The sequence below is a fragment of the Pantoea sp. UBA7232 genome (assembly GCF_002473195.1).
In the GTDB taxonomy this organism is placed as follows: Bacteria; Pseudomonadota; Gammaproteobacteria; order Enterobacterales; family Enterobacteriaceae; genus Pantoea; species Pantoea eucrina.
The window spans coordinates 753710-760614 of record NZ_DKTK01000006.1; the positions used below are offsets into that span (position 1 = coordinate 753710).

The following is a 6905-nucleotide window of genomic DNA, read 5'->3' on the forward strand; positions in this document are numbered from 1 at the left end:
ATCAGAATTTCACCAGACCGGTAAAGCCCATAAATGCCAGCGCCATCAGGCCGGCGGTGATCAGGGCGATAGAGTTACCTTTAAACGGTGCCGGCACGTTAGCCAGCACCAGACGTTCACGCATGCCGGCAAACAGCACCATCACCAGTGAAAAGCCCAGCGAGGCGCTAAAGCCATAGAGCGCAGCCTGCAGAAACGTATGGTTGAGATTAACGCTCAGTAATGGCACACCCAGTACCGCACAGTTGGTGGTGATCAGCGGCAGGAAGATCCCCAGCAGCCGGTAGAGTGACGGACTGGTTTTCCGCACCACCATTTCTGTGAACTGCACCACTACGGCAATTACCAGGATGTAGGACATCGTACGCAGATAAACCAGATCCAGCGGGATCAGAATCAGATGGTTAACCAGCCACGCACACACCGAAGCGAGCGTGATAACAAACGTAGTGGCAAGCCCCATGCCAATGGCCGTTTCCAGTTTTTTTGACACGCCCATGAACGGGCAAAGGCCGAGGAATTTGACCAACACGAAGTTGTTCACCAGCACTGTGCCAACAAAGAGAAGCAAGTAATCGGTCATGGTTTAACCCGGGAAGCCTAAAGGCGTTTATTATCCGGAAATGAGAGCTACATCTCAACCTTTACCCCGGCGAGAGCAGCTCTGAGAGCACGCAGAATTAAATTCCTGACGAATAACGCATCATTACAGAGCGGTGAAGGTCTGTTTAACCCGTCGGGAGCGCTTAAAGTAGGGCACAAACAGGGCCGCGGCCAGCAGCGTCAGAAGCAGGGTCTGCAGCGCTTTGCCGTCTGCAACCGGCGTGAACGCAAAGGTTTTCAGCGCCAGCACGACGGTCATCAGCAGCCAGATGGTGTAGTGCCGTGGCAGGCGTCGCGAACGTCTGCAGAATATCCAGCATACCCAGATGCTGTAGAGCCAGACCGCAGCGGCCGTCAGCAGGGAGACCAGCCACTGTGATAACAGCAGATTAGCGTGTGAAAACAGCGTGGTACGCAGCTCGCTGTCAAACAGGGGGCGCAGATAAAGCGCGACAACCAGCGCGCTGGTTAGCATGGTCATAATCAGCCAGGCCAGCGGCAGTAACAGCCAGCCCCCGATGCGCGGTGAGTGAACAGATTCAGACATAATTAAACCACATAGCGCCACACTGATTTAGGCACGCAGCCCAGATCGTATAATCGGCCACCAGAGACCAGTTCAGCGCGGCGATGATCGGCAGCACGATACATATTGATGATGTCATTATCATCAGTCAGCGAATAGTTGAGATGATCGTAGAGTTTTTCCAGACTCTCAAGATTATTCACTTTGCGAAATTTTAGCAGGTAATCCAGCGCAGTCATGATTGCCATTGAACAGAAAGAACGAAAGAAGGCTCAAGTATAGGGAGCGCGCTGCTGCTGTCTATATATCGGTGTTAAAAAAATTTAAAATTCAGAACAGGTGGAGTAATTACTTCATCAGCAGCGATTTTTTGAGGGATGTTTCGGGGTATAACAGCCAAACATCTATTTCACAGACACCTTATTTCCGATGCTGTGAGAAAATCTAACAGGTGATAACGGCAACATTCATTGCGTTTATTTTTCGCCGGTAATTAAGTCTTAACTGCGATATAAGATAATTAAGCCAGCGTAGCCGCTGGTGGAGTGTGCGGGTTATCACAAAATTGCTTATTGCTTTATGAACAACAGCATAACCATTCTTTACGCAGCGGTTGTAATCGCTTCCAGCCCGTTCAAATCTAACCAGTTCTGTTTATTACAGTTATTTGCCCCTTCGGATATTAAAACTCAGCTGTTTTATCCATAAACCTGTCGCGAGCTGATGATGCTATTTAGGCGTAACCCCTTTAAATCATTCTGTTTTGTGAGTTATGTCGCGCTAGTTTTACCTGAATTACGTCAGGCTTAATCTGCGTTTGTACCCCGACTACACACTCCCTTCAGAGGAATGAAAACTATGTGGAAACGTTTACTCCTGACCGCCATGGTGAGCGCCGCGCTCAGCACGCCGGTGCTGGCCGCTGATATGACAGTGGGATTCTCGCAGGTTGGTTCAGAATCGGGCTGGCGTGCTGCTGAAACCAGCGTCGCAAAAAGCGAGGCTAAAAAGCGCGGCATTACGCTGAAAATTGCTGATGGTCAGCAGAAGCAGGAAAACCAGATTAAAGCAGTACGTTCGTTTATTGCTCAGGGGGTGGACGCCATCTTCATCGCGCCGGTGGTGCAGACCGGCTGGGAACCGGTACTTGAAGAAGCAAAAGATGCCAAAATTCCGGTTTTCCTGCTGGATCGCGCCATTGTTGTTAAGGATAAATCTCTCTATATGGCTGTGGTGACGGCGGACAACGTGCTGGAAGGCAAGCTGATTGGCGACTGGCTGGTGAAAACCGTGGGCGACAAGCAGTGTAACGTCGTAGAGCTGCAGGGAACGGTCGGCGCCAGTGTGGCCATCGATCGTAAAAAAGGGTTTGCCGAAGCGATAGCCGGACATAACAACATTAAGGTGATCCGTTCCCAGTCCGGTGACTTTACCCGCAGTAAAGGTAAAGAGGTGATGGAGAGCTTTATTAAAGCTGAAAATAACGGCAAAAACATCTGCATGGTCTATGCCCACAATGATGATATGGCAATCGGTGCCATTCAGGCGATAAAAGAAGCGGGCCTGAAGCCGGGCAAAGATATTCTGACTGGTTCAATCGATGGCGTACCGGATATCTATAAAGCGATGCTGGCCGGTGAGGCAAATGCCAACGTCGAGCTGACGCCGGATATGGCTGGCCCGGCGTTTGATGCGCTGGAGAAGTTTAAGAAAGATGGCACCATGCCGCCTAAAATCATTAAAACGGAGTCGAAGCTCTTCCTGCCGGCGGATGCCCAGACAGAACTCGATAAAAAGAAAAACATGGGTTACTGATCCCCGCAGCCGCCCTGCGGGGCGGCTCTGCTGACATCAGCGAGGTAGAGCCTGATGAGCACCATTGATGATACACCGCTGCTCACGCTGAGCGGCATCAGTAAAGGATTTCCCGGCGTAAAAGCGCTGGATAATGTGTCATTCACTATCCGCAAAGGCGAGATTATGGCGCTGCTGGGTGAAAACGGCGCCGGCAAATCAACGCTGATTAAAGTGCTGACCGGCGTCTATTCACGGGATGCCGGTAGCATCACCCTTAACGGAGAAGCAATCACGCCCCACAGTACGGCGGATGCGCAGCGCGCCGGGATCGGTACGGTCTATCAGGAAGTTAACCTTCTGCCAAATATGTCGGTAGCAGATAACCTCTATATCGGCCGTGAGCCAAAGCGCTTTGGCATGGTCGATCGCCGGAAAATGAACCGTGATGCGGATACGCTGATGCGCAATTACGGCTTTGCGCTGGATGTGACGCGCCCGCTCGGACATTACTCTGTCGCCATGCAGCAGATTATCGCTATCTGCCGCGCGGTCGATTTGTCGGCACAGATACTGATTCTGGATGAGCCTACGGCCAGTCTGGACGCCAGTGAAGTAGAGATGCTGTTTACGCTCATGGCGCAGCTGCGTGCCAGAGGCATGAGTCTGATCTTTGTAACCCACTTTCTTGACCAGGTGTACCGTATTACCGACCGCATTACCGTATTACGCAACGGCCAGTTTATCGCCACGCGTGATACCGCTTCGCTACCACAGATAGAGCTGATTAAACTGATGTTGGGGCGCGAGCTGCTGGAGACCGCGCTGCAGCGACAGGGCAGCACCCTGCGCAGCGATCAGCCGGTAGTAGCGTTTGAGGATTATGGCAGGAAAGGCACCATTGAGCCTTTCAGCCTGCAGGTCAGGCCAGGCGAGGTGGTGGGTCTGGCGGGTCTGCTGGGTTCAGGCCGTACTGAAACCGCAGAGGTGCTGTTTGGCATCCGGCGTGCCGATCGCGGCACCGCGCGTATTAAAGGCAAGCTGCAGACTATTCGCACGCCGGCGCAGGCATCCCGCCTGGGTATGGGATTCTGTCCTGAAGATCGCAAAACGGATGGCATTATTGGTGCGGCTTCCGTGCGTGAGAATATTATTCTGGCGCTGCAGGCGCAGCGCGGCTGGCTGCGTCCGATTAAGCGTCGCGAGCAGCAGGCGATTGCCGAACGTTTCATTAAAAGCCTCGGCATCCGTACGCCGCATGCCGACCAGCCGATCGAGTTGCTGTCAGGCGGCAATCAGCAGAAGGTGCTGCTGTCGCGCTGGCTGGTGACCAAACCGCAGTTTCTGATCCTGGATGAGCCAACGCGCGGCATCGATGTCGGTGCGCACGCTGAGATTATTCGTTTGATCGAGTCGCTCTGCGCGGATGGTCTGGCGCTGCTGGTCATCTCTTCTGAACTGGAAGAGCTGGTTGGTTACGCCGATCGCGTCCTGATTATGCGCGATCTGAAGCAGGTGGCTGAAATCCCACTCGAGCAGCTCTCCGTGGCGTCCATTGTGAACGCGATCGCCGAGGGAGGTGCACAACATGCCTGAATCGTCTATGACACAGTCAAAACCTGAAAGACGTAAGCTGAAGCTGCCTCCGGGTATGCCACAGCTTGTTGCACTGATTCTGGTGCTGCTGATTGACAGCCTGGTAGCGAATAACTTTTTTGCCATTCATATTCAGGATGGTCGTCTGTTTGGCAGCCCGATCGATATTCTGAACCGCGCCGCGCCGGTAGCGCTGCTCGCCGTGGGCATGACGCTGGTCATCGCTACCGGCGGGATCGATCTCTCTGTGGGCGCGGTAATGGCTATTGCGGGCGCAACCGCAGCCACGCTGACCGTTGCCGGACATAGCCTGGGCGTGATTGTGCTGGCAACGCTCGGCACCGGTCTGCTATGTGGTCTGTGGAATGGGGTGCTGGTGGCGCTGCTGAAAATCCAGCCGTTTGTGGCCACGCTTATTCTGATGGTAGCGGGGCGGGGCGTAGCGCAGCTGATTACGCAGGGGCAGATCGTGACGTTTAACAGCGAAAGCCTGGCGTGGTTTGGCAGCGGTTCGCTGCTCTGGTTGCCGGTGCCGGTGTGGATCACGCTGCTGGTGGCGCTGGCTGTCTGGCTGCTGACGCGCAAAACAGCGCTGGGCCTGTTTATCGAAGCGGTAGGTATCAACCTGCGCGCGGCGCGTAACGCAGGCGTTAACGGCTGGCTGGTGGTGATGTCGACCTATGTGATTAGCGGCTTATGTGCAGCGGTGGCCGGGCTGATTGTCGCGGCTGATATCCGGGGTGCTGACGCCAATAACGCCGGCCTGTGGCTGGAGCTGGATGCCATTCTGGCCGTGGTGATTGGCGGAGCCTCGCTGATGGGCGGTCGCTTTAATCTGGTGCTGTCGCTGATTGGCGCACTGATTATCCAGTCGATGAATACCGGGATCCTGTTGTCAGGGTTCCCGCCGGAACTGAACCAGGTGGTGAAAGCGGTGGTTGTGATGTGCGTGCTGCTGCTGCAGTCGCCGCGGTTTATCGCCATGCTGAAGGGGAGGCGTTCAAAATGATAAAGCGTCATTTGCCATTGATGATTACGCTGCTGGTGTTTGTGGCGGGGTATCTGTTCTGTCTGAGCCAGTTTCCGGGCTTCGCATCAACACGGGTTATCTGCAATATTCTGACGGATAACGCTTTTCTTGGCATTATCGCCGTAGGCATGACCTTTGTGATTCTGTCCGGCGGGATCGACCTCTCCGTTGGCGCGGTAATCGCCTTTACCGGCGTGTTTCTGGCCCGCATTATCGGTGATTTCCACCTTGATCCGCTGCTGGCGTTTGCCTTGATTCTTGCGCTGGGGGCGCTGTTTGGCGCCATGATGGGCTGGCTGATTGATGCGCTGAAGATCCCGGCGTTTATTATTACGCTGGCAGGGATGTTTTTTCTGCGCGGCTGCAGTTACCTGGTGTCAGAGAATTCTATTCCGATTGATCATCCTCTTTACGCCACGCTGTCAGGCCTGGCCTGGAAAATCCCCGGCGGCGGGCGGCTGAGCCTGCTGGCGGTAATTATGCTGGTGGTGGTCGCAGGAGGGATTATTCTGGCGCACCGTACCCGGTTCGGAAATCAGGTATACGCCATTGGCGGCAATCTTACCTCGGCGCAGCTGATGGGCGTTTCGACCCGCGCGACGACCATTAAGGTGTATATGCTCTCTACGACGCTGGCGACCCTGGCCGGTATTGTGTTCTCTATCTATACCTCCGCCGGATACGCGCTGGCCGGGCTGGGCGTAGAGCTGGATGCGATTGCTTCGGTAGTGATTGGCGGTACGCTGCTGTCCGGCGGCGTTGGCACCGTGCTCGGCACGCTGTTTGGGGTACTGATTCAGGGACTGATCCAGACGTGGATTAATTTCGACGGCACGCTAAGTTCGTGGTGGACCAAGATTGCTATCGGCATCCTGCTGTTTGCTTTTATTGCGCTGCAGCGCATGTTAACCGTAATGTGGGATCGCCAGCAAAACGCCCCGGTAAAACGCCTCACCCCGTAGGGGAAGCATTTAGCACCATTCTTCCTCGTAGGGGGCGCATTCAGTACCATTCTGCCTCGTAGGGGGCGCATTCAGTACCATTCTGCCTCGTAGGGGGCGCATTCATGCGCCCCTGGCCGAGATCGGCTCCCGGGCTATACGCCCCCTGGCCGACTACCACGGTCGGTAAAGCCCGGGGCGATCGCAAAGGAACCCGGCGTCCTGCCGATCGTCCGCGCCATCCCTGGCGCGGACGCTTTGCTCTTCGCCCCGGGCTTCACCGGCCTGCCAGCATTCTCGCTCGTTGCCAGAGCCCAATCTTCACACATCAGGTATCCGCTGCAACCAGGGCGGCATAAATGCCGCCCCTACAGCACAGCATCACCATTCTCCCCGTAGGGGGCGCATTCATGCG

General features: G+C 55.0%; 7 protein-coding genes. 4 read left to right on the top strand and 3 right to left on the bottom strand.

Annotated elements, in window-relative coordinates:
- Position 1: 1 nt before the first annotated feature.
- The 3 genes from rsxA to ydgT all read right to left on the bottom strand — a co-directional run bounded on the left by rsxA (position 2) and on the right by ydgT (position 1368).
- Positions 2-583 carry an electron transport complex subunit RsxA gene (gene rsxA / locus B4056_RS07005; RefSeq protein WP_094111270.1) on the bottom strand — a complete coding sequence of 194 codons (582 nt, stop codon included), beginning with the start codon at positions 581-583 and terminating at the stop codon, positions 2-4.
- Positions 584-706: 123 nt separating this feature from the next.
- On the bottom strand, positions 707-1150 hold the full coding sequence (locus tag B4056_RS07010) for a DUF2569 domain-containing protein (protein WP_039384199.1): 444 nt from the start codon (positions 1148-1150) through the stop codon (positions 707-709).
- A gap of 2 nt (positions 1151-1152) precedes the next feature.
- Positions 1153-1368: a transcription modulator YdgT gene (ydgT, locus tag B4056_RS07015; protein ID WP_039384201.1), complete on the bottom strand. Its 216-nt coding sequence runs from the start codon at positions 1366-1368 to the stop codon at positions 1153-1155.
- Positions 1369-1987: 619 nt separating this feature from the next.
- On the opposite strand from ydgT, the gene ytfQ reads away from it, so the two are divergent.
- The 4 genes from ytfQ to yjfF are packed head-to-tail and all read left to right on the top strand — an operon-like array spanning position 1988 to position 6511.
- The gene (gene ytfQ, locus B4056_RS07020) at positions 1988-2944 is read left to right on the top strand and encodes a galactofuranose ABC transporter, galactofuranose-binding protein YtfQ (protein WP_071668782.1); all 957 of its coding nucleotides are present in this window, start codon (positions 1988-1990) and stop codon (positions 2942-2944) included.
- A gap of 54 nt (positions 2945-2998) precedes the next feature.
- Positions 2999-4519 (top strand): sugar ABC transporter ATP-binding protein, encoded by a 1521-nt coding sequence (locus B4056_RS07025; protein WP_071668783.1) that lies wholly within the window; start codon positions 2999-3001, stop codon positions 4517-4519.
- Positions 4512-5528: a galactofuranose ABC transporter, ATP-binding protein YtfT gene (ytfT, locus tag B4056_RS07030; RefSeq protein ID WP_039384208.1), complete on the top strand. Its 1017-nt coding sequence runs from the start codon at positions 4512-4514 to the stop codon at positions 5526-5528. Before B4056_RS07025 ends, ytfT begins: the two co-directional genes overlap by 8 nt.
- Positions 5525-6511: a galactofuranose ABC transporter, permease protein YjfF gene (gene yjfF, locus B4056_RS07035; RefSeq protein ID WP_039384209.1), complete on the top strand. Its 987-nt coding sequence runs from the start codon at positions 5525-5527 to the stop codon at positions 6509-6511. Before ytfT ends, yjfF begins: the two co-directional genes overlap by 4 nt.
- Positions 6512-6905: the final 394 nt, after the last annotated feature.

Coding starts and splice junctions, on each gene's coding strand:
- ydgT (WP_039384201.1), bottom strand. CDS start 1,368: ATGACTGCGCTGGATTACCTGCTAAAATTTCGCAAAGTGAATAATCTT.
- rsxA (WP_094111270.1), bottom strand. CDS start 583: ATGACCGATTACTTGCTTCTCTTTGTTGGCACAGTGCTGGTGAACAAC.
- ytfT (WP_039384208.1), top strand. CDS start 4,512: ATGCCTGAATCGTCTATGACACAGTCAAAACCTGAAAGACGTAAGCTG.
- B4056_RS07010 (WP_039384199.1), bottom strand. CDS start 1,150: ATGTCTGAATCTGTTCACTCACCGCGCATCGGGGGCTGGCTGTTACTG.
- yjfF (WP_039384209.1), top strand. CDS start 5,525: ATGATAAAGCGTCATTTGCCATTGATGATTACGCTGCTGGTGTTTGTG.
- B4056_RS07025 (WP_071668783.1), top strand. CDS start 2,999: ATGAGCACCATTGATGATACACCGCTGCTCACGCTGAGCGGCATCAGT.
- ytfQ (WP_071668782.1), top strand. CDS start 1,988: ATGTGGAAACGTTTACTCCTGACCGCCATGGTGAGCGCCGCGCTCAGC.